This is a genomic window from Pseudomonas sp. LBUM1656 (assembly GCF_059716065.1).
In genome coordinates this window covers 5785595-5806727 of sequence record NZ_CP166800.1, presented here as the reverse complement: position 1 = coordinate 5806727, position 21133 = coordinate 5785595, and the positions used below count along the sequence as shown (strand labels likewise).

At 60.6% G+C, this 21133-nt stretch carries 18 protein-coding genes; 16 read left to right on the top strand and 2 right to left on the bottom strand.

The window, feature by feature from the left end; all coding sequences use genetic code 11:
• Positions 1–44: 44 nt before the first annotated feature.
• From ACA072_RS26390 to ACA072_RS26380, 3 genes are read left to right on the top strand one after another with little or no spacing between them, the layout of a single operon-like run.
• Complete coding sequence (locus tag ACA072_RS26390; protein ID WP_497621548.1) at positions 45–1064, top strand: aminoglycoside phosphotransferase family protein; 1020 nt, start codon at positions 45–47, stop codon at positions 1062–1064.
• Complete coding sequence (gene murU, locus ACA072_RS26385; RefSeq protein ID WP_497621546.1) at positions 1061–1732, top strand: N-acetylmuramate alpha-1-phosphate uridylyltransferase MurU; 672 nt, start codon at positions 1061–1063, stop codon at positions 1730–1732. The genes ACA072_RS26390 and murU overlap by 4 nt, the downstream gene beginning before the upstream one ends.
• A 1-nt stretch (position 1733) precedes the next feature.
• Positions 1734–2501: a TerB family tellurite resistance protein gene (locus tag ACA072_RS26380; protein WP_497621544.1), complete on the top strand. Its 768-nt coding sequence runs from the start codon at positions 1734–1736 to the stop codon at positions 2499–2501.
• A gap of 135 nt (positions 2502–2636) precedes the next feature.
• Here the strand turns inward: ACA072_RS26380 and ACA072_RS26375 are convergent, their stop codons facing one another.
• Positions 2637–3626 (bottom strand): alpha/beta hydrolase family protein, encoded by a 990-nt coding sequence (locus ACA072_RS26375; protein WP_497621542.1) that lies wholly within the window; start codon positions 3624–3626, stop codon positions 2637–2639.
• A 73-nt stretch (positions 3627–3699) separates the two neighbouring features.
• Here ACA072_RS26375 and ACA072_RS26370 point away from each other — a divergent pair, with 73 nt between their 5' ends.
• The 10 genes from ACA072_RS26370 (at position 3700) to trpE (ending at position 16090) form a co-directional block, all read left to right on the top strand.
• Complete coding sequence (locus ACA072_RS26370) at positions 3700–6099, top strand: PAS domain-containing sensor histidine kinase (protein WP_497621540.1); 2400 nt, start codon at positions 3700–3702, stop codon at positions 6097–6099.
• Positions 6100–6729 carry a response regulator gene (locus ACA072_RS26365; protein ID WP_003210977.1) on the top strand — a complete coding sequence of 210 codons (630 nt, stop codon included), beginning with the start codon at positions 6100–6102 and terminating at the stop codon, positions 6727–6729. It begins immediately after the preceding gene.
• Positions 6730–7072: 343 nt separating this feature from the next.
• Positions 7073–8197 carry an ABC transporter ATP-binding protein gene (locus ACA072_RS26360; RefSeq protein ID WP_438658468.1) on the top strand — a complete coding sequence of 375 codons (1125 nt, stop codon included), beginning with the start codon at positions 7073–7075 and terminating at the stop codon, positions 8195–8197.
• A 49-nt stretch (positions 8198–8246) separates the two neighbouring features.
• The gene (locus ACA072_RS26355; RefSeq protein WP_010467181.1) at positions 8247–9290 is read left to right on the top strand and encodes an ABC transporter substrate-binding protein; all 1044 of its coding nucleotides are present in this window, start codon (positions 8247–8249) and stop codon (positions 9288–9290) included.
• Between the two features lie 188 nt (positions 9291–9478).
• Positions 9479–10726, top strand: coding sequence for an ABC transporter permease (locus ACA072_RS26350; RefSeq protein ID WP_282381944.1), 1248 nt, complete (start codon positions 9479–9481; stop codon positions 10724–10726).
• Between the two features lie 12 nt (positions 10727–10738).
• The gene (locus ACA072_RS26345) at positions 10739–11563 is read left to right on the top strand and encodes an ABC transporter permease (protein WP_064119279.1); all 825 of its coding nucleotides are present in this window, start codon (positions 10739–10741) and stop codon (positions 11561–11563) included.
• Between the two features lie 219 nt (positions 11564–11782).
• Positions 11783–12931 (top strand): iron-containing alcohol dehydrogenase, encoded by a 1149-nt coding sequence (locus tag ACA072_RS26340; RefSeq protein WP_497621537.1) that lies wholly within the window; start codon positions 11783–11785, stop codon positions 12929–12931.
• A 116-nt stretch (positions 12932–13047) separates the two neighbouring features.
• Positions 13048–13722: a ribulose-phosphate 3-epimerase gene (gene rpe / locus ACA072_RS26335; RefSeq protein WP_008035979.1), complete on the top strand. Its 675-nt coding sequence runs from the start codon at positions 13048–13050 to the stop codon at positions 13720–13722.
• A complete protein-coding gene (locus tag ACA072_RS26330) occupies positions 13719–14537 on the top strand; it encodes a phosphoglycolate phosphatase (protein ID WP_438658473.1) in 819 nt (272 codons plus the stop codon). Before rpe ends, ACA072_RS26330 begins: the two co-directional genes overlap by 4 nt.
• 71 nt (positions 14538–14608) lie before the next feature.
• A complete protein-coding gene (gene trpE / locus ACA072_RS26325) occupies positions 14609–16090 on the top strand; it encodes an anthranilate synthase component I (RefSeq protein ID WP_497621534.1) in 1482 nt (493 codons plus the stop codon).
• A 226-nt stretch (positions 16091–16316) separates the two neighbouring features.
• Here trpE and estP read toward each other — a convergent pair whose 3' ends face one another.
• Positions 16317–18227 carry an esterase EstP gene (gene estP, locus ACA072_RS26320; protein WP_497621532.1) on the bottom strand — a complete coding sequence of 637 codons (1911 nt, stop codon included), beginning with the start codon at positions 18225–18227 and terminating at the stop codon, positions 16317–16319.
• A gap of 405 nt (positions 18228–18632) precedes the next feature.
• On the opposite strand from estP, the gene ACA072_RS26315 reads away from it, so the two are divergent.
• Genes ACA072_RS26315 through trpC form a run of 3 tightly spaced genes read left to right on the top strand, consistent with a single transcriptional unit; the run spans position 18633 to position 21118 of the window.
• On the top strand, positions 18633–19226 hold the full coding sequence (locus tag ACA072_RS26315; RefSeq protein WP_462029796.1) for an aminodeoxychorismate/anthranilate synthase component II: 594 nt from the start codon (positions 18633–18635) through the stop codon (positions 19224–19226).
• Positions 19227–19235: 9 nt separating this feature from the next.
• Complete coding sequence (gene trpD, locus ACA072_RS26310) at positions 19236–20285, top strand: anthranilate phosphoribosyltransferase (protein ID WP_461955965.1); 1050 nt, start codon at positions 19236–19238, stop codon at positions 20283–20285.
• A complete protein-coding gene (gene trpC / locus ACA072_RS26305) occupies positions 20282–21118 on the top strand; it encodes an indole-3-glycerol phosphate synthase TrpC (protein WP_497621530.1) in 837 nt (278 codons plus the stop codon). The genes trpD and trpC overlap by 4 nt, the downstream gene beginning before the upstream one ends.
• The last annotated feature ends 15 nt before the right edge of the window (positions 21119–21133 follow it).

Genomic DNA, 21133 nt, shown 5'->3' with positions numbered 1-21133 from the left:
AAGCATGACCCGCTTGACGGCTAGCGCCGTCGGAGACCCTTGCAATGCCTGACCAAGATGTACGTTTGCAACACCTGAAAGTTTGGCTCGATGAGCAGTTGGCAACCCTCTTTGCAGAACAGGGATGGGGAGCCGTACCCCCGGCCACATTGACCGCGGCCAGTAGTGACGCGAGTTTTCGACGCTATTTCCGTTGGGAAGGCGAAGGCCGCAGTTTCGTCGTGATGGACGCGCCGCCGCCCCAGGAAAACTGCAAACCCTTTGTGGATATCGCTTTTTTGCTGGCGAAATCCGGAATAAATGTGCCGAAAATTTATGCCGAAGACCTCGAGCGCGGTTTTCTTTTGCTCAATGACCTGGGCAACAAGACTTATCTGGACGTAATCAATGGCGAAAACGCCGACGATTTGTTCAAGGATGCCTTGCAAGCGTTGCTGGCTTTTCAGCAATTGCCGATGGTCGCGCCGTTGCCAAGTTATGACGTGGCATTGCTGCGCCGTGAACTGGAACTGTTCCCCGAGTGGTACGTGAAACGCGAGTTGGGCATCGAGTTCGATTCGGCGCAGAAAATGCTCTGGGAGAACGTAACCGAGCTGCTGATCGACAGCGCCCTGGCCCAGCCCAAAGTGCTGGTGCATCGCGATTACATGCCACGCAACCTGATGCTCAGCGAGCCGAACCCTGGCGTGCTGGATTTCCAGGACGCAGTCTATGGCCCGGTAACCTATGACGTGACCTGCCTGTTCAAGGACGCGTTTCTCAGTTGGCCCGAGGAGCGTGTACGCGCCTGGCTGGAAGATTACTGGCAGCAAGCGGGTGCGCTCGGCATTCCCGTGCAGCCTGATTTTGAAGACTTCCTGCGAGCCAGCGACTTGATGGGCGTGCAGCGTCACCTGAAAGTGATCGGCATCTTCGCCCGCATCTGCCATCGCGATGGCAAACCGCGCTACCTGGCTGATGTGCCGCGCTTCTTTACTTATATAGACGCGGTGATCGCCCGCCGTCCTGAACTGGCCGAGCTGGATGTGTTGCTGCTGAGTCTGCGTGCTGGAGCCTCTGCATGAAGGCAATGATTCTGGCGGCAGGCAAAGGCGAGCGCATGCGCCCGTTGACCCTGACCACACCCAAACCGCTGGTTCGTGCCGGCGGCGTGCCCCTGATCGAGTACCACTTGAAAGCCCTGGCGGTCGCCGGGTTTACCGAGATCGTGATCAATCACGCCTGGCTCGGTCAGCAGATCGAAAGTTACCTGGGTGACGGCTCGCAATTCGGCTTGCGTATTCAGTATTCGCCGGAAGGTGAGCCTCTGGAAACCGGTGGCGGGATTTTCCGTGCGTTGCCGTTGCTCGGCGATGACGCGTTCCTGGTGGTCAACGGTGACATCTGGACCGACTACGACTTCAGCGTGCTGCATCAACCCATCGCCGGGTTGGCGCACCTGGTGCTGGCGGATAACCCGCCCCATCACCCGACCGGTGATTTTACGCTGGTCGACGGGCAGGTGCGCGACGGTCAGGCGGACACTGCGACCCTGACTTACAGCGGTATTGCCGTGCTGCATCCGCAACTGTTCGACGGTTGCTCGGCCGGCGCCTTCAAACTGGCACCGCTGCTGCGCAAAGCCATGGCTGATGGACAGGTCACCGGCGAACGCCTGAACGGGCACTGGGTGGATGTCGGTACGCATGAACGCCTGGCTGAAGTTGAAACCCTGATAGAAGCGAGACACTGAAATGCTGTGGCCAGGGACTCTGATTGGAGCCGGAGCAGGCTTTGCCATAGCCAGCATTCCGGGGGCCATGCTCGGCGCTTTGTTGGGACAGGCGCTGGATAGGCGTTTGCACCTGCAGAGCTGGGGGCATTTGCGGGAAAAACTCGGCGGTCGTCCGATGCTGCGCAACGATGAACTGTTGTTCGTGTTGCTGGGACGGTTGGCCAAGAGCGATGGGCGAGTGGTGGATGGCCACATCCAGCAGGCCCGCCAGGAAATGCGTTCGCTGGAAATGACCGAACCGGCGCAGCGTCGTGCCATTGCCGCGTTCAATCGCGGCAAGTCAGGCAATGACCGTTTGCGCGGGTATCTGCGGCGTTTGAGTACTCAGCCTCATGCGGCGGAAGGTGTATTGCGCGCCTGCTGGCGGATGGTCTGGGCCGATGGGCGTGCGGGGAACAATGAGCGCGAACTGCTGGCTCAGTGGGGCAAGTGGCTGGGCTGGACGCCGCAACAGGTACTGGCATTGGCGGCCGACTACGATCAGCACAAGCGTCCGCAGGTCAGCAGCACCCTGACGTATCAGGATGCCTTGCGGCTCTTGGGGGTGTCGGCGACCAGCGAACCGGCGCAGATCAAGCGTGCCTATCGACGCCTGCTCAGTCGCCATCACCCGGACAAGATTGCCGGCAGCGGTGCGACGGCGTTGCAGGTGCGTGAGGCGACTGACAAGACTCGCGAGTTGCATACGGCTTACACGTTGATTCGTGAAAGGCGGGATTTTCGGTAGGGTTTGTGTCACCAGTAAAAAAGCCTTCGCGAGCAAGCCCGCTCCCACATTAAATCTTCAGTAGGCACAGAATCTGTGTGCGACGAAGATCAAATGTGGGAGCGGGCTTGCTCGCGAATGGGGCGATGCGGTCTGTCAGTCCGCCGCACTCTGCGGATTCAACCACCCACGCACCCGGCGCACCAGTTGCTCTTGCTCGGCCTTGGCATTGCCGGGCAGCGCCTTGAGCGATACCTGGCTGAACGCCGAAGACTTCAAGCGCTTGCTGGCCTGCATCCGGGCCAGCGCTGCGTTGCGATCCAGCGACTTGTCCATATAGAAGATGTCCGCCGTCGGCAGCTTCAGTGTCGGCGTCAATTCGACCAGCTCGGGTTTCGCCGCAGCCGGTGTCTGTGCCGCGACCATCACAAACTTCTCCACTTGCGACGGCTGCTTTTCGCTCAGATAACGCGCGGCCCAGTAAGCGCCGGTGCCATGACCCAACACCACGATGCTGCGAGCACTTTGCTGTTCGGCATAGGCAATGGCCGCATCAATGCGAGCAAAGATGCGCTCGGCATTGGCCTTGGCTTGCTCCTCGGTGGTTTCGGCGATGGCTTTGTCGGCAACTTCCGCTTCACCACCGGCCGCTTGCTCGATGGGGGCTGCCGTGGTCGAGTCCTTGCTGCCGGTTTCCGGTGCCTTGAGCGTTGGTGGCATTTCCACGACGCGTGGCGCAATGGCATCGCTTTGCACGTCCGGCAAGGTGATACTCAGGCTGCTCCACTTCGCGTCAGGCAATTTGTTACGTAACGGGCCGATTGCTTGCGGCCAGTCAACGGTTTCGCCGGCGCCCGGGATGATAATCACCGCGCCTTTGGGCTCGGCGGTATTGGCCGGCTTCCACAAAGCCAGAAAGGTGTCGGTGCCGGCTTGCAGTTGTTGCTGTTCCTGCGCAGGGATTTGTCGCTCAAGTGCTGTCGCTTCTTCCTGACTACGCTCAAGCAGTGGCTGGCGTTCGACCGGTTTCTCTTCTGCGGGTTTTTCCGCGGCAGGTGCCGGGTCGGCCGCCTCAACGGAAAAGGCACAAGGCAGGATCAGCGACAGGCACAATGCTGGCAGTGCCAGGCGGTAGACAGGGGGCATCGGATATTCCAGGCCAGAAGTTATTCCGGCAGCCTAATGGGTTGGTCAGTATTTGTCAGTGTGTGAGACTTCGATGATGCGTTTTCGCTGCCTGTGGGTTATCGGCTGTTTGTGGTTTCCCTTGATGAGTTGGGCGGCTTCCGCGCCACCGGCGCACGTCGCGCCCTTGTCGCCCCAGCAACAACAATGGCTGGCCGCGCATGGCGAATTGCGCGTGGGGCTGGTGTTGCAGGCGCCTTACGCGCAATACGATCGCCGCTTGCAGCGCTTGTCCGGGGTCAACGTCGAGTTGATGAAATGGCTGGCCAAGGCCCTCAAGGTCGAACTGAGCTGGCGTAATTTCCCCGACCTCGCGCAACTGGAGGCCGCCGCGCGCGAGGGTGAAATCGACATCGCCCCCGGGCTGACCCAAACCCCCGCTGGCCTGCGGTTCTGGCAATTCTCCGACCCCTACATGCGGGTTCCACAACTGGTGGTCAGCGACCAGAAAAGCACCGGTGTCGTGGAACTTGAAAAACTCGACAGCCAAACCCGCGTCGCTGTGCGCATGCCCAGTGCGACGGCCGATTATCTACGCAGCAACTATCCCCATCTGAACCTGCAAGGCGTCCCGATCGAACGCCAGGCTTTGCAGCTGTTGCTGAGCCAGCAGGCCGGTTATGCCGTGGTCGATGAAGCGCAGCTGGGACGTTTGTCCGTGGAGCCTGAGTTCTCCGGGCTGGTCGTGGTGGGCGACATCGGCCTGCCGCAATTGCTGCGAGTCGCCACGCGGCGGGACCAGCCTGAATTGGCCGGCATCGTCGAGAGCGCACTGCGGTCGATCCCGGCCAAGGACCTGGAACAACTGCACAACCAATGGCTGCAACCCAAGTACCCGCGCCTGACCGAGTCCCCGGGCTTCTGGCAAAACCTCTGCCTGCTGATGGCGGTGTTGATGCTGAGCAGCATGGCGATCGTGTTCTGGCAGCGCCGTCAGCAGCACAGTCTGGAGCAACGTCTATTGGCAGCGCGCGAGGACATAGCCCTGCGCGAGGCCAGTGAAGAGGCGTTGCGCCTGACGCAGTTTTCCATCGATCAAAGCACCGTCGGCATCCTTTGGGTCAACTGGGACAGCCACGTGCGCTACGCCAACCGCGCGGCGGAAACCATGCTCGGTTATCCGCCCGGTGCAATCATTGATCGGCCGCTGATCGACTTCGAGCCGGGCCTGCACATGGACCGCTGGCTGAACCTGTGGAAGCGCGCCCGGGCCAGCGAAGAAGGGCCGCAAAGTTTCGAAACCAACTGCGTGCGAGCCGATGGCAGCACCCTGCCGACCGATGTCTCGTTGAGCTTCATGCGCTTTCGCGGAGGTGAATACCTGGTGGTCTACCTCAACGACGTCACCGAACGTCGTCGCGCCCTGGCGGCGTTGCAGGAAAGCGAGGCACGGTTGCAGGGGATTGCCGCCAACGTCCCGGGATTGGTCTTTCGCCTGGAACGGGCGCCGGTGACCGGGCAGATCGACTTTGCCTACATCAGTGAAGGCAGCGAAAGTCTGGTGGGCTACTCGCCGGCGACCCTGGCCCATCGCGACAAAGGCCTGCGCAGCCTGGTGCATCCGGACGACAAGGCCAGTTATCACCAGACCCAGGACCATGCGCTGGATACGGACAGTGACTGGTCATGGCAGGGGCGGATTCTCACACGTTCGGGCGAACAACGCTGGGCCGAGATCAAGGCCATTACCCGACGGCTTGAAGACGGCGCCTATGTCTGGGACGGGATTGTCTGGGACATCAGCGAGAGCAAGCGCATTGAACTGGAACTGGCCAGCTCCCGCGAGCAACTGCGTGAGTTGTCCGCTCACCTGGAGAGCGTGCGGGAAGAGGAAAAAGCGCGCATCGCCCGGGAAGTTCACGACGAGTTGGGCCAGATGTTGACCGTGCTCAAACTGGAAACCTCCATGTGCGAATTGGCCTACGCCCAGCTCGACCCGGGTCTGAATGAGCGCTTGAACAGCATGAAACGCCTGATCGCGCAGCTGTTCCAACTGGTGCGCGATGTGGCGACGGCGCTGCGACCGCCGATTCTCGATGCCGGGATCGCCTCGGCCATCGAGTGGCAGGCCCGGCGTTTCGAGGCGCGCACGCAAATTCCGTGTCTGGTGCAGGTGCCGGAAAATCTGCCGGTGCTCAGTGATGCCAAGGCGATTGGGCTGTTTCGGATCCTTCAGGAAGCGCTGACCAATGTCATGCGCCATGCCCAGGCGCATACTGTTGAACTGACACTGGCCCTGGAAGGCGACGAGTTGTGTCTGACCGTCAGCGATGATGGCGTAGGATTTGTTCCGGCCACGGGCAGGGCGACTTCCTTCGGGGTGGTCGGCATGCGCGAGCGGGTGCTGATCATGGGCGGGCAGTTGTCGCTTGAGAGTGAACCGGGTGAAGGCACGACCCTGAGCGTGCGAGTGCCGCTGGATGAGGAGAAGTAAGTGATCCGTGTACTGGTAGCCGAAGACCACACCATTGTCCGTGAAGGCATCAAGCAGTTGATCGGCTTGGCCAAGGACTTGCTGGTGGTAGGGGAGGCGAGTAATGGCGAGCAGTTGCTCGAAACCCTGCGGCATGTGCCCTGCGAAGTGGTGTTGCTGGACATTTCCATGCCGGGCGTCAACGGCCTGGAAGCGATTCCGCGGATTCGTGCGCTGAACAATCCGCCGGCCATCCTGGTGCTGTCGATGCATGACGAAGCGCAAATGGCCGCGCGGGCATTGAAGGTGGGCGCGGCGGGTTACGCGACCAAGGACAGCGATCCGGCACTGCTGCTGACGGCGATTCGCAAGGTCGCGGCGGGTGGGCGTTACATCGACCCGGACCTGGCCGACCGCATGGTCTTCGAAGTCGGCCTGACCGATTCGCGGCCGTTGCATTCATTGCTGTCTGAGCGCGAATTCTCGGTATTCGAACGCCTGGCCCAGGGCGCCAACGTCAACGACATCGCGCAGCAACTGGCCCTGAGCAGCAAAACCATCAGCACCCACAAGGCGCGGCTGATGCAGAAACTCAACATCACCTCCCTGGCGGAGCTGGTGAAGTACGCCATGGAGCACAAACTCCTCTAAGCCCCACCACCGTCCACTGTGGGAGCGGGCTTGCTCGCGAAAGCGGTGTTTCAGGCAATATTGATGTCGACTGACACGGCCACTTCGCGAGCAAGCCCGCTCCCACAGGGATCACGTCGTCATGTCCATTTGCGACATCCTGAAAAGCTGCTTTTACCAGTTCTTGCGGCTTGTAGCTTCAAGCTAGCCGCTTCCCCTATCCAATCCCGCCATCCGTGTAGGGCAATCCCTACCCCCAACCTTCCATCCCGCTGAGGCGATTCTCTCCTGCGCCCCGATTTGCGCGGTCACCAGCGTCCACTAGGCTTAGTCCACAGCAGTCATCAACAAAAAAGGTGTGGGTATGAGCCAGGTCGATTCAAACGCAGGGGCCAGTGACATTCTGGTCAGCTTTCGTGGAGTGCAAAAAAGCTACGACGGCGAGAACCTGATCGTCAAAGACCTCAACCTGGAGATTCGCAAAGGCGAGTTCCTCACCTTGCTCGGGCCGTCCGGCTCCGGCAAGACCACCAGCCTGATGATGCTCGCCGGTTTCGAAACACCGACCGCCGGCGAAATCCAGCTGGCCGGACGCTCCATCAACAACGTGCCTCCGCACAAACGCGACATCGGCATGGTGTTCCAGAACTACGCGTTGTTCCCGCACATGACCGTCGCCGAGAACCTGGCGTTCCCGCTGACCGTACGCGGCTTGAACAAGAGCGACGTCAGCGACAAGGTCAAAAAAGTCCTGAGCATGGTTCAGCTCGACGCCTTCGCCCAGCGCTATCCGGCGCAACTGTCCGGCGGTCAGCAACAGCGTGTGGCCCTGGCCCGCGCATTGGTGTTCGAACCGCAACTGGTGCTGATGGACGAACCCCTCGGCGCACTGGACAAACAACTGCGCGAACACATGCAGATGGAAATCAAACACCTGCACCAGCGCCTCGGCGTGACCGTGGTCTACGTGACTCACGACCAGGGCGAAGCCCTGACCATGTCCGACCGTGTGGCAGTGTTCCACCAAGGCGAGATCCAGCAGATCGCCGCGCCGCGCACTCTCTATGAAGAGCCGAAAAACACCTTCGTTGCCAATTTCATCGGCGAAAACAACCGCCTCAACGGCCGCTTGCACAGCCAGACCGGCGACCGCTGCATCGTGGAACTCGGTCGCGGTGAAAAGGTTGAAGCCCTGGCAGTCAATGTCGGCAAGACCGGCGAGCCGGTCACGCTGTCGATTCGTCCGGAGCGCGTGAGCCTCAATGGCTCCAGCGAGTCCTGTGTCAACCGCTTCTCAGGGCGGGTGGCGGAATTCATCTACCTGGGCGACCACGTCCGGGTTCGCCTGGAAGTCTGCGGCAAGACCGATTTTTTTGTGAAACAACCGATTGCCGAGCTCGATCCCGCGCTGGCCGTCGGCGACGTAGTACCGCTTGGCTGGCAGGTCGAACACGTTCGCGCGCTCGACCCACTTCTAGAGGCGCATTGATCGCCCCCTGCATCAACAACACCAACCCTGCACGTGGAGAGAACAATAAATGTTGAGATCCCTGAAATTCACCGCTTTGGTCATGGGCATGATCGGTGCGGCACACGCGATGGCGGCGGGCCCGGACCTGACCGTGGTGTCCTTTGGCGGGGCGAACAAGGCAGCGCAGGTCAAAGCCTTCTACGCACCGTGGGAAGCGGCAGGCAACGGCAAGATCGTGGCGGGCGAATACAACGGTGAGATGGCCAAGGTCAAAGCCATGGTCGACACCAAGAGCGTGTCCTGGGACCTGGTGGAAGTTGAATCGCCAGAACTGTCTCGCGGTTGCGACGAAGACATGTTCGAGCAACTCGATCCTGCGCTGTTCGGCAAATCCGAAGATTACGTCAAGGGCGCTATCCAGCCTTGCGGCGTAGGTTTCTTCGTGTGGTCGACCGTGTTGGCCTACAACGCCGACAAACTGGCCTCTGCACCGACCAGCTGGGTGGATTTCTGGGACACCAAGAAATTCCCGGGCAAGCGCGGCCTGCGCAAAGGCGCCAAGTACACCCTGGAATTCGCACTGATGGCCGACGGCGTTGCGCCGAAAGACGTCTACAAAGTGCTGGCCGGCAAGGACGGTCAGGACCGCGCGTTCAAAAAACTCGATGAGCTGAAACCAAGCATTCAGTGGTGGGAAGCCGGCGCACAACCGCCGCAATACCTCGCCTCCGGTGACGTGGTCATGAGCTCGGCCTACAACGGCCGGATCGCCGCCGTGCAGAAAGAAAGCAACCTGAAAGTCGTGTGGAACGGCGGCATCTACGACTTCGACGCCTGGGCTATTCCGAAAGGTCTGGACGCCAAGCGCGCCGAAGCGGCGAAGAAATTCATCGCGTTCTCGGTGGCTCCGCAGCAGCAGAAGACCTACTCGGAAAACATCGCTTACGGCCCGGCCAACATTCAGGCCGTTCCGTTGCTGGCCAAGGATGTCCTGAAAGACATGCCGACCACCCCGGAAAACATCGCCAACCAGGTGCAGATCGACGTCAGTTTCTGGGCTGACAACGGCGAGCAACTGGAACAGCGCTTCAATTCCTGGGCTGCGAAGTAACTAGAGGGTTCGCCCTGCTTGATCGTTCCCACGCTCCGCGTGGGAATGCCGCCGGGGACGCTACGCGTCCCTTGTGACGCAGAGCGTCACTGGATGCATTCCCACGCAGAGCGCAGGAACGATCAGTACAAAAAGTTCGAGGCGGTGTTTGCCGTCTCTGTAACGATCAAAGATTTCCGGAGTACGCCATGGCCACCGCCATTCCCCTGAACGCGGGCACTGACCCCACCTTGAAGCAGCGGCTCAAGCACGCCGAGCGGATCAACCGCTGGAAAGCACAAGCCTTGATCGCGCCCCTGGTGCTGTTTCTGTTGCTGGTGTTTCTGGTGCCGATCGTGGCGCTGCTCTACAAAAGCGTGGGTAACCCGGAAGTGGTCGGCGGCATGCCACGCACTGTGGCGGCCATCGCCAGTTGGGACGGTCGAGGCCTGCCCGCTGAACCCGTCTACAAAGCGGCCAGCGAAGACCTCGCTGAAGCCCGCAAGAATCAGACCCTGGGCGACCTGTCCAAGCGCTTGAACATGGAGCTGGCCGGCTACCGCAGCCTGCTGACCAAAACCGCCCGCGCCTTGCCGTTCGCCACCGAACCGGCCTCCTATAAAGAAGCACTGGAAGGCCTCGACGAACGCTGGGGCGACCCGGCCTACTGGCAAGCGGTGCGCCGCAACACCAGTAGCATCACGCCGTATTACTTGCTGGCGGCGGTCGATCACCGCATCGACGACCTCGGCGAAATCGCCCCGGCCACCCCCGACCAGGCGATCTACCTCGACATCTTTGCCCGTACCTTCTGGATGGGCCTGATCATCACCGTGATCTGCCTGGTGCTGGCTTATCCGCTGGCTTACTTGCTGGCGAACCTGCCGTCACGCCAAAGCAACCTGCTGATGATTCTGGTGCTGCTGCCGTTCTGGACCTCGATCCTGGTGCGAGTCGCCGCGTGGATCGTGTTGCTGCAATCGGGTGGGCTGATCAACAGCGGCCTGATGGCGATGGGCATCATTGATAAACCGCTGGAGTTGGTGTTCAACCGCACCGGGGTTTACATCTCCATGGTGCACATCCTGCTGCCGTTCATGATCCTGCCGATCTACAGCGTGATGAAAGGCATTTCGCCGACCTACATGCGCGCCGCGATTTCCCTCGGCTGCCACCCGTTCGCCAGTTTCTGGCGGGTGTACTTCCCGCAGACCTATGCCGGTGTCGGCGCCGGTTGCCTGTTGGTGTTCATCCTCGCTATCGGCTATTACATCACCCCGGCGTTGCTGGGCAGCCCGAACGATCAGATGGTCAGCTACTTCGTCGCCTTCTACACCAACACCAGCATCAACTGGGGCATGGCGACCGCACTCGGTGGGCTGCTGCTGTTGGCGACCGTGGTGCTTTATCTGATTTACAGCTGGCTGGTGGGCGCCAGTCGCCTGCGCCTGAGCTAAGGGGAGAATGAAATGCTGAGTCCTTATATGTCGCCCATCGAGCGGGTGTGGTTCTACAGCTTGCGGATTCTCTGCGGCTTGATTCTGTTGTTCCTGATTCTGCCGGTGCTGGTGATCATTCCGCTGTCGTTCAACTCGGGAAGTTTCCTGGTGTATCCGCTGCAAGGCTTCTCGCTGCACTGGTATCAGGACTTCTTCGCCTCGGCGGAATGGATGCGTGCGCTGAAGAACAGCATCATCGTTGCCCCGGCGGCGACGGTGCTGGCAATGATCTTCGGGACGCTGGCGGCGATCGGCCTGACGCGGGGCGACTTCCCGGGCAAGGCGCTGGTGATGGCGCTGGTGATTTCGCCGATGGTGGTGCCAGTGGTGATCATCGGTGTGGCGAGCTACCTGTTCTTTGCGCCACTGGGGCTGGGCAACAGCTTCTTCTCGCTGATCGTGGTGCATGCGGTGTTGGGCGTGCCGTTTGTGATCATTACCGTGTCGGCGACCTTGCAGGGGTTCAACCATAACCTGGTGCGTGCCGCTGCCAGTCTGGGGGCTTCGCCGCTGACGGCGTTCCGCCGGGTGACGTTGCCGCTGATTGCGCCGGGTGTGATCTCCGGTGCGCTGTTTGCCTTCGCGACGTCGTTCGATGAAGTGGTGGTGACGCTGTTCCTCGCCGGCCCCGAGCAAGCGACCTTGCCACGGCAGATGTTCAGCGGTATCCGCGAAAACCTCAGCCCGACCATTGCTGCCGCTGCGACGCTGCTGATCGCCTTCTCGGTGATCCTGTTGCTGACCCTGGAATGGTTGCGTGGCCGCAGCGAAAAACTGCGCACCGCCCAGGTCTGACCGCACGCGGTCAAACTGTGGGAGCGGGCTTGCTCGCGAAAGCGGTCTTTGACTCACATTGATGCTGGATGTGCTGACGCTTTCGCGAGCAAGCCCGCTCCCACAGTGGTTTTGTGCGATGTTCGAGATATCTGTTCATTCACAACCTGAATAGCAGACAAACCCTAATCCCCAGCTACTATTGTGCCCAGCTCCCCTACTTATAAGAGGCTGCGCACGATGAGTCTTTCCTCTTTCAAAATCGCTCACAAACTGATCACCGGCGCAGGTGCCATCGAGCAACTGGCCGCCGAACTCACCCGCCTGGATGTCGACAACCCGCTGATCGTCACCGACGCTGCACTGGTCAAGTCCGGTACGGTCGAGCTGGCGCTGGCGCAGTTGGGCGATCGGACCTACGAGATTTTCGACCGTGTGCTGCCAGACCCGGAAATCGCCATCGTCGAAGACTGCATGCGGGTTTACCGCGAGGGCGGGCACGACGGTCTGATTGGCCTCGGCGGCGGCAGTGCCATCGACATTGCCAAAAGCGTCGCGGCCTACGCCGGTTACCACGGCGCACTGGAGGATTTGTTCGGCGTCGATCAGGTGCCACGCAAAGGCCCGCCGCTGATTGCCATCCCGACCACGGCCGGCACCGGTTCGGAGGTGACCAACGTCGCCATCCTCTCCGACAAGGTCGCGCAACTGAAGAAGGGCATTGTCAGCGACTATCTATTGCCGGACGTGGCGCTGGTCAGTCCGCAGATGACCCTGACCTGCCCGCGCAGTGTCACCGCCGCCAGTGGCGTCGACGCGCTGGTGCATGCCATCGAATCCTATCTGTCGCTGAACGCCTCGCCGATCACCGATGCCCTAGCCATCGGCGCCATCAAGCTGATCGCCAACGCACTGCCCAAGGCCTACGCCAACCCGTCCAACCTGCAAGCCCGCGAAGACATGGCCACCGCCAGCCTGATGGCCGGCATGGCCTTCGGAAATGCCGGGGTCGGCGCGGTGCATGCGCTGGCGTATCCGCTGGGCGGGCGTTTCAACATTGCCCACGGCGTCAGCAATGCCTTGCTGCTGCCGTATGTCATGACCTGGAACAAGATGGCCTGCGTCGAGCGCATGCAGGATATTGCCGAAGCCATGGGGGTGAAGACCGCGCACCTGAGCGCCAATGAAGCGGCGGACAAAGCCGTGGAGGCAATGACCGCGTTGTGCGCGGCGGTAGAGATCCCGCCAGGTCTGCACAGTTTCGGTGTTCCGGAGGACGCCATCCCGGCCATGGCCGTGGAAGCCGCGGGGATCGAGCGCCTGATGCGCAACAATCCACGCAAATTGAGCGCCATCGATATCGAGAAGATCTACCGAGCGGCGTTCTAGAGCCTGCGGCCACTTATTGATCGAAGGCAGGCCCAATCATCGCGGTCACAGTGCGCGCGTCAAAGCATGAGGTATACAATGCGCGCCATCGTGATTCTGCTCAAAAAAGGTGCGTCATGCAGCCCTTCGTCATTGCTCCGTCGATTCTCTCCGCCGACTTCGCCCGCCTGGGTGAAGAAGTGGACAACGTCCTGGCCGCCGGCGCCGACTTCGTGCACTTCGATGTCATGGACAACCACTACGTGCCGAACCTGACCATCGGCCCGATGGTCTGCGCCGCACTGCGCAAGTACGGCGTGACCGCGCCGATTGACGCGCACCTGATGGTCAGCCCGGTGGACCGCATCGTCGGCGACTTCATCGAGGCCGGCGCGACTTACATCACGTTCCACCCGGAAGCCACACAGCACGTCGACCGTTCCTTGCAACTGATCCGCGAGGGCGGTTGCAAGTCGGGCCTGGTGTTCAACCCGGCGACACCGCTGGACGTGCTCAAGTACGTGATGGACAAGGTCGACATGATCTTGCTGATGAGCGTCAACCCGGGTTTCGGCGGGCAGAAGTTCATCCCCGGCACCCTCGACAAGCTGCGCGAAGCGCGTGCGCTGATCGATGCCTCCGGTCGTGACATCCGCCTGGAAATCGACGGCGGCGTCAACGTGAACAACATTCGTGAAATCGCTGCGGCTGGCGCCGACACCTTCGTCGCCGGCTCGGCGATCTTCAATGCACCGAACTACCAAGAGGTGATTGAAAAGATGCGTTCCGAACTGGCGTTGGCCCGTCCATGAGTGGCTTTGAGCAGCTGTTCCCGGGGCGTCTGCCACGGCTGGTGATGTTCGATCTGGATGGCACGCTGATCGATTCGGTCCCCGACCTCGCCCTGGCTGTGGATAACATGCTGCTCAAACTTGGGCGTCAACCGGCCGGCCTCGAGTCGGTGCGCGAGTGGGTCGGCAATGGCGCGCCGGTACTGGTTCGCCGTGCGCTGGCCGGTGGCATCGACCATTCGACGGTCGACGACGGTGAAGCCGAGGGCGCCCTGGAGATTTTCATGGAGGCTTACAGCGAGAGCCATGATCTGACCGTGGTCTATCCCGGCGTGCGTGACACCCTGAAATGGCTGCACAAGCAGGGTGTCGAGATGGCGCTGATCACCAACAAGCCGGAGCGCTTCGTCGCGCCGCTGCTGGATCAGATGAAAATCGGCCGTTACTTCAAGTGGATCATCGGCGGCGACACCCTGCCGCAGAAGAAGCCTGACCCGGCCGCGCTGTTTTTCGTGATGAAAATGGCCAACATCCCGGCCTCGCAATCGCTGTTTGTCGGCGATTCGCGCAGCGACGTGCTGGCGGCGAAAGCGGCGGGGGTCAAGTGCGTCGCCCTCAGCTACGGCTACAACCATGGCCGGCCGATTTCCGAAGAGTCGCCGGCGCTGGTGATCGACGATCTGCGCAAGCTAATTCCCGGTTGCCTGGATCCAGCCGCTGAGATAACGTTGCCCGACGTTGCTCAATCCCCTTCTGGAAACGCCATCGTGGTGGTCACTCGCAAACTCTGGATGAAAGTCATCAAGGCCCTGGCCCGCTGGCGTTGGCGCGCCTGACTCGATTCTGGCCGGCTTTCCGGCGCGTTTGCATACCTGACTGTTAGCACCTCAAGCCTCGAGGCTACCCCATGATCCGCGAAGAATTCCTGCGTTTGGCCGCTGCCGGCTATAACCGTATCCCGTTGGCCTGCGAAACCCTGGCCGACTTTGATACGCCGCTGTCGATCTACCTGAAACTGGCCGATGAGCCGAACTCCTACCTGCTGGAATCGGTGCAGGGCGGGGAGAAGTGGGGCCGTTATTCGATCATCGGCCTGCCGTGCCGCACCGTGCTGCGGGTTCACGATCACCATGTGAGCGTGACGCATGATGGCGTCGAGATCGAAAGCCTTGAAGCCGAAGATCCGCTGGCCTTCGTTGAAGAATTCAAAGCCCGTTACAACGTGCCGACCATCCCTGGCCTGCCACGCTTCAATGGCGGTTTGGTGGGTTACTTCGGTTACGACTGCGTACGCTATGTGGAGAAACGTCTGGGCAAGTGCCCGAACCCGGATCCGCTGGGCGTGCCGGACATTCTGCTGATGGTGTCCGATGCGGTGGTGGTGTTCGACAACCTCGCCGGCAAGATGCACGCCATCGTGCTGGCCGATCCATCGCAAGCAGATGCTTTCGAACAAGGTCAGGCACGCCTGGAAGAGCTGCTGGAAAAACTCCGTCAGCCGATCACCCCGCGCCGCGGCCTGGATTTCAGCAAGCAACAGTCGGCTGATCCGGTATTCCGTTCGAGCTTCACCCAGGACGACTACGAAAAAGCCGTCGACACCATCAAGGAATACATCCTGGCCGGTGACTGCATGCAGGTCGTGCCGTCCCAGCGCATGTCGATCGACTTCAAGGCTGCACCGATCGATCTGTACCGGGCGCTGCGTTGCTTTAATCCGACGCCTTATATGTACTTCTTCAACTTCGGCGACTTCCACGTCGTCGGCAGTTCGCCGGAAGTGCTGGTGCGGGTCGAAGACAACTTGATCACCGTGCGCCCGATTGCCGGCACCCGTCCGCGCGGGGCCAACGAAGAAGCCGATCTGGCGCTGGAAAAAGACTTGCTGTCGGACGACAAGGAAATCGCCGAGCACTTGATGCTGATCGACTTGGGCCGTAACGACACCGGTCGGGTGTCGGAGATCGGTTCGGTGAAACTTACCGAGAAGATGGTCATCGAGCGTTATTCCAACGTGATGCACATCGTGTCCAACGTCACGGGCCAATTGAAGGCCGGGCTGACGGCAATGGACGCACTGCGGGCGATCCTGCCGGCGGGTACCTTGTCCGGCGCGCCGAAGATTCGCGCGATGGAAATCATCGACGAACTGGAGCCGGTCAAGCGTGGTGTCTACGGCGGTGCGGTCGGTTACTTCGCCTGGAACGGCAACATGGACACCGCGATTGCGATCCGCACCGCAGTGATCAAGAACGGCGAACTGCACGTGCAGGCCGGTGGCGGCATCGTCGCCGACTCGGTGCCAGCGCTTGAATGGGAAGAAACCCTGAACAAGCGCCGCGCGATGTTCCGCGCCGTGGCCCTGGCCGAACAAACCCCGGACGCTTGAGTTCTATGGCGAGAACCTGCTCCCACTGACTTGCTCTATACCTGTGGGAGCGGCGGTGCGACGATTCGACTTGCTCGCGAAGAGGCCCTGTCAGTCGACATCAATGTTGAATGAGACACCGCCTTCGCGAGCAAGTCGAATCGTCGCACCGCCGCTCCCACAGGGACTGCATCAGCATAAAAAAACGCGGCGCCTGTGAGGGCGCCGCGTTTTTTGTTGCTACGATTTAGAAGTCCAACGCAACCCCAACGTTGATGCCCTGCTGGGTAAAGTCATCATCCTTGCGAATGTCGTAGCTTGCGCGCAATGCCAGATCCTTGGTGAGGTTGTGGCTCACGCCCAGATTCAAGCGGTTCAGGTGGGATTGTGGGGTGTAGCCGGCCAGGGAGTAACTGTTGTTCGGCAGGCTGTTGAGGTGCATGGTCACATCCTGGGTATCGTCGTTGTACTCGCGCTCGTGGGCCAGTTCGCCAAACACTTGAGTTTGTGAAGTGATCTGGTACTTGCCCTGGATGCCGAGGCCAAGACGCCGGGAGATGCGCGATTGGTCGTCGAATGTCAGCGCGGTGGAATCGGCGCCATTCTCCGAATAACCGTCGACCTCAATCTTGGCGAAGTCGGCGCTCACGAACGGCGACAGGTGCCACGGGCTGCTGGCCTCTGGCGCGATGTCGTACCCCACACGACCACTGAAAGCCACCAGGTAGCCGTCGGTGTCGCCTTTCTCCCCACGTTCGTTGACGCCCAACTGGAATTTACGCTTGAGGCTGTCGTAGTCCAGATGCCCAGCCGTCACTGCCGCGTCACCCCACCAGCGGTTTTGCTGATACTGGGCGAACGCCGTGCCCATGTAAGTGTTGAGCTTGTAATCCGAGTCGTGATCGCCTGCTTCGAGCTTCTGGTTGTAGAAACCCGCCGCCAGACCCACGCGCCATGCGTCATTGAGCCGGTAGCTGCCGCCGATGTTCAGGTTGGCGCCATTGCCGTCAGCACTGGCGCCACTGCGCTGGCTATCGAAATCCTGGTGCTGGCCGCCGCCGGCGACAATCGCGCGCCATTGGCCGACGCCTTGCCAGTTTTCCCAATCGGCCAGCCACTGGTTGCGTAACTCATCCTGATGAGAGCGCAAAGTACCCTGGGCCATTTGTGGCAACAGGGTGGCTTCCCACGGCGCGGCCAGCAGTGAGTAAGCGTAATCGGCAATCAGGCGTTGCCCTGCTTCGGTCGGGTGCACCGAGTCGTTATAGATAAGTTTGGTCGGGTCCGGCGTCGCACTGTTGATGCCGTAACGGGCGTTTTCGGTACAGCTGCTGCCGCTGAAGCAGGTGGCGCTCAGGTTCTGATCGGTGGCCAGGCCGAACTGCCCCGGGTTGGCAAACGTCTCCTTGAGCAGAACCGGAATGTTCAACGGGATCACGTTGGCATTGACGTTCTGCAACTGGCTCACCAGTTCAGTGTTGAACTGGGTGCTGAGTTGGGAGGTGAACGCTTGCAATGGTGTGCCGTTGAAGGCCGGCGTAAAGCCGATGTCCGGCAACAGCCAGACCATGATGTAGCGGGCACCGGCCTGTTGCAGGGTTTGCACGCTGCTGACCAGGCGATCGGCGGCGGCGCTGGCCTGTGGCAGGCTGGTTACGCGACCTTGCAGGAAGTCATTACCACCGCCCGACAGGTAATACAGCGCGTTCGGGTCAGCGCGGAAGTTGTTCGACGGCAGGTAACCCGCCCGGGTGCGATCGCCCGTGGCGGAGGTGCCGGTGATCGAATCGAGAATCTGGTCGGTGCGATAACCGCCGACGGCCCAGTTGTTGCCATCGGGCTGGCCATTGTTGGCGCGTACCGCAGAAGAGGACGAGGCTGTCTGATCCGCCGAGAAGCCCAGTTTTCCACCCAGGATCTGTGTGGAGTTGAGTGAGCGGACTTCGCCGCTGCCATCCAGGTAAACCGGCCCCGTCCGGTTGGTAAAACGCTGGGTCGAACCGGCTGGCCCGCCCGTGTCGGCAAAGGTCCCTGCATCGTTGAGACTGTCGCCGAAGACGACGAAGTTGGAGTAAGGATTAGGCGCGGCGATCGCCTGGGCGCAGACCATGGCGAGCAAGCATCCTGCGAGCGGTACAAACAACGTCTGTTTGATCATGAGCAAGTCCGTTTATTTATTGTTGTAGTGAACGAAACGACAGTACCAAAAACTTCCGGCCTTTTGCCATCGGTCGCGAACCCTTCAATTGTTTCGCGGCCAGTCGCGCCGGCCATATTGCACGCTCTGCCCAGCTAAGTTACTGTGCCAAGACGTATGAATGAGACCTTCCCCGTGTTGATCATCAGCAAACTTCTGGATCAAGTCATCAAGGCACACGCCCGCTGGCGTTGGCGCGCCTGAATTCTTCTGCCGGCCCCGCCGGACCTGTACCGCTTTGCCTTCTTCACCCGTATGACATACCGCTTTGCTGGCGCACCCGGCGACTGACAAAGCGCAGGACACTGCGGGTAATCATTCGAAGGCTGTCTTAAAAGTCAGTGAATTCAAGAGGTTCCAAACGCCATGTTGCTGATGATCGATAACTACGACTCTTTTACCTACAACGTTGTGCAGTACCTCGGTGAGCTCGGCTCCCAGGTCAAAGTCGTGCGCAACGATGAACTTACCGTTGCCGAAATCGAAGCGCTCAACCCTGAGCGCATCGTCGTGTCCCCCGGTCCTTGCACCCCGACCGAAGCCGGTGTGTCGATTGACGTGATCAAGCATTTCGCCGGCAAACTGCCGATTCTTGGCGTCTGCCTCGGCCACCAGTCCATCGGCCAGGCCTTTGGCGGTGATGTAGTCCGCGCCCGGCAAGTCATGCACGGTAAGACTAGCCCGGTATTCCACGAGGACAAGGGTGTATTCGCAGGCCTGAATCGTCCGTTGACGGTGACGCGCTATCACTCGTTGATCGTCAAGCGTGAAACCCTGCCGGATTGCCTGGAGCTGACCGCGTGGACCCAGCTCGAGGACGGTTCGGTCGACGAAATCATGGGCCTGCGCCACAAGACATTGAACATCGAGGGTGTGCAGTTCCACCCCGAGTCTATTCTTACCGAGCAGGGCCACGAGCTGTTCGCTAACTTCCTCAAACAAACCGGCGGCACGCGCTAAGGACTTTTCATGAATATCAAGACAGCCCTGAGCCGTATCGTCGACCACCTCGACCTCAGCACCGATGAGATGCGCGATGTGATGCGCGAAATCATGACCGGGCAATGCTCGGATGCGCAGATCGGCGCGTTCATGATGGCCATGCGCATGAAGAGCGAAAGCATCGACGAGATCGTCGGCGCGGTGTCGGTCATGCGCGAGCTGGCGGACAAGGTCGAACTCAAGACCCTCGACGGCGTGGTCGATGTGGTCGGCACCGGCGGTGATGGTGCGAATATTTTCAACGTCTCGACCGCGTCATCCTTCGTGGTGGCGGCAGCCGGTTGCACCGTGGCCAAGCACGGTAACCGTGCGGTGTCGGGCAAGAGCGGCAGCGCTGACTTGCTGGAAGCAGCCGGTATCTACCTGAACCTGACGCCGGTCCAGGTGGCGCGTTGCATCGACAACGTCGGCATCGGTTTCATGTTTGCCCAGACCCATCACCGTGCCATGAAGTACGCCGCTGGTCCGCGCAAGGACCTTGGCCTGCGCACCCTGTTCAACATGCTCGGCCCGCTTACGAATCCGGCCGGCGTGAAACATCAGGTGGTGGGCGTGTTCAGCCAGGCGTTGTGCCGGCCATTGGCCGAAGTCTTGCAGCGTCTGGGCAGCAAGCACGTGTTGGTGGTGCACTCGAAGGATGGCTTGGACGAGTTCAGCCTGGCGGCGCCAACCTTTGTCGCAGAACTGAAGAATGACCAGATCACCGAATATTGGGTCGAGCCAGAAGACCTGGGCATGAAGAGTCAGAGCCTGCACGGCCTGGCAGTGGAAAGTCCGGCTGCGTCCCTTGAGCTGATTCGAGATGCCTTGGGCAAGCGCAAGACCGAGAGTGGTCAGAAAGCCGCCGAGATGATCGTGCTCAATGCCGGTGCGGCGCTGTACGCCGCTGACCTGGCCACCAGTTTGAAAGAAGGCGTTGCCCTGGCGCACGATGCGCTGCACACAGGCCTCGCTCGGGAAAAACTTGAGGAGTTGGGTGCATTTACCGCGGTATTCAAAGTGGAGAATGAGGGATGAGTGTACCGACGGTTCTGGAAAACATTCTGGCCCGCAAAGTCCAGGAAGTTGCCGAGCGTAGCGCCCGTGTGACTCTGGCGGAGCTGGAAAGTCTGGCCAAGGCGGCCGATGCACCCCGTGGTTTCGCCAAGGCACTGATTGCTCAGGCCAAGCTGAAACAGCCGGCCGTCATTGCCGAAATCAAGAAAGCCTCGCCGAGCAAAGGCGTGATTCGCGAGCACTTCGTTCCTGCCGACATCGCCAAGAGCTACGAGAAGGGCGGCGCGACGTGCTTGTCGGTACTGACCGATATCGATTATTTCCAGGGCGCTGATGCGTATCTGCAGCAGGCGAGGGCGGCGTGCAGCCTGCCGGTGATCCGCAAGGACTTCATGATCGATCCGTACCAGATCATCGAAGCCCGTGCCTTGGGCGCTGACTGCGTGCTGTTGATCGTCTCCGCACTGGATGACGTGAAAATGGCCGAGCTGGCGGCCGTGGCCAAAAGCGTCGGCCTCGATGTGCTGGTGGAAGTCCACGATGGCGACGAGCTGGAGCGGGCCTTGAAAACCCTCGACACGCCGTTGGTTGGCGTGAACAACCGCAACCTGCACACCTTCGACGTCAGTCTCGAAACCACACTCGATCTGTTGCCACGCATCCCGCGTGATCGGCTGGTGATTACTGAAAGCGGTATTCTCAACCGGGCCGATGTGGAACTGATGGAGATCAGCGACGTGTACGCGTTCCTGGTGGGCGAGGCGTTCATGCGCGCCGAAAGCCCGGGCACTGAATTGCAGCGCCTGTTCTTTCCTGAACGCGGCGGCCCGGTCAGCGGTTCTACGCTCGACTGAGTCCGGTCAGACAAA

Excerpts from the sequence above, each read along its gene's own strand:
- ACA072_RS26390 (WP_497621548.1), top strand. The coding sequence starts at position 45 with ATGCCTGACCAAGATGTACGTTTGCAACACCTGAAAGTTTGGCTCGAT.
- murU (WP_497621546.1), top strand. The coding sequence starts at position 1,061 with ATGAAGGCAATGATTCTGGCGGCAGGCAAAGGCGAGCGCATGCGCCCG.
- ACA072_RS26380 (WP_497621544.1), top strand. The coding sequence starts at position 1,734 with ATGCTGTGGCCAGGGACTCTGATTGGAGCCGGAGCAGGCTTTGCCATA.
- ACA072_RS26375 (WP_497621542.1), bottom strand. The coding sequence starts at position 3,626 with ATGCCCCCTGTCTACCGCCTGGCACTGCCAGCATTGTGCCTGTCGCTG.
- ACA072_RS26370 (WP_497621540.1), top strand. The coding sequence starts at position 3,700 with ATGATGCGTTTTCGCTGCCTGTGGGTTATCGGCTGTTTGTGGTTTCCC.
- ACA072_RS26360 (WP_438658468.1), top strand. The coding sequence starts at position 7,073 with ATGAGCCAGGTCGATTCAAACGCAGGGGCCAGTGACATTCTGGTCAGC.
- ACA072_RS26355 (WP_010467181.1), top strand. The coding sequence starts at position 8,247 with ATGTTGAGATCCCTGAAATTCACCGCTTTGGTCATGGGCATGATCGGT.
- ACA072_RS26350 (WP_282381944.1), top strand. The coding sequence starts at position 9,479 with ATGGCCACCGCCATTCCCCTGAACGCGGGCACTGACCCCACCTTGAAG.
- ACA072_RS26345 (WP_064119279.1), top strand. The coding sequence starts at position 10,739 with ATGCTGAGTCCTTATATGTCGCCCATCGAGCGGGTGTGGTTCTACAGC.
- ACA072_RS26340 (WP_497621537.1), top strand. The coding sequence starts at position 11,783 with ATGAGTCTTTCCTCTTTCAAAATCGCTCACAAACTGATCACCGGCGCA.
- rpe (WP_008035979.1), top strand. The coding sequence starts at position 13,048 with ATGCAGCCCTTCGTCATTGCTCCGTCGATTCTCTCCGCCGACTTCGCC.
- ACA072_RS26330 (WP_438658473.1), top strand. The coding sequence starts at position 13,719 with ATGAGTGGCTTTGAGCAGCTGTTCCCGGGGCGTCTGCCACGGCTGGTG.
- trpE (WP_497621534.1), top strand. The coding sequence starts at position 14,609 with ATGATCCGCGAAGAATTCCTGCGTTTGGCCGCTGCCGGCTATAACCGT.
- estP (WP_497621532.1), bottom strand. The coding sequence starts at position 18,227 with ATGATCAAACAGACGTTGTTTGTACCGCTCGCAGGATGCTTGCTCGCC.
- ACA072_RS26315 (WP_462029796.1), top strand. The coding sequence starts at position 18,633 with ATGTTGCTGATGATCGATAACTACGACTCTTTTACCTACAACGTTGTG.
- trpD (WP_461955965.1), top strand. The coding sequence starts at position 19,236 with ATGAATATCAAGACAGCCCTGAGCCGTATCGTCGACCACCTCGACCTC.
- trpC (WP_497621530.1), top strand. The coding sequence starts at position 20,282 with ATGAGTGTACCGACGGTTCTGGAAAACATTCTGGCCCGCAAAGTCCAG.